Source organism: Frigoribacterium sp. AC759 (assembly GCF_979256015.1).
The window spans coordinates 1-428 of the sequence record NZ_CEEDMT010000064.1 but is presented as its reverse complement, the minus strand read 5'-3'; the positions used below and the strand labels follow the sequence as shown (position 1 = coordinate 428).

General features: G+C 45.1%; 1 protein-coding gene. It reads left to right on the top strand.

Going from position 1 to position 428, the window contains the following annotated elements; genetic code table 11:
- Positions 1-428: outer membrane beta-barrel protein (locus tag ACZ6JE_RS15105; RefSeq protein WP_464319463.1), on the top strand; the 428-nt coding region annotated here is incomplete at both ends.

Genomic DNA, 428 nt, shown 5'->3' with positions numbered 1-428 from the left:
GTATACACATACGGCAAAAACCAGTCTCTGGTTGGAAAAAGCCCAGATGCAAGCCGGGCAAAGTATAACGATTTCAGTGATTATCAATATGGTTTCCGACTCGGCGGGCCGATTCTCAAGAATAAGCTTTTCTACTTTGTAAATGCTGAGATCAGCAGGAGAAGCGAACCACTGCTTTATGTCGCCAACCGTGGAACGGGCTCTTCTTCCGAATCACTGGTCTCTGCTGACATAGCCAACCAGGTGGCAAATGTATTACGCAACACCTATAATTATGAACCTGGAAATTTTGACGGAATCACGAAAACTACAAACAGCCAAAAATTCTTCGCCAGGCTTGATTATCTGATCGATTCCAAGAATAGGCTAACCCTTCGCAACAACTATGTGGGCGCAAGACGTGACGACATCAGCAATGGCATTAATGC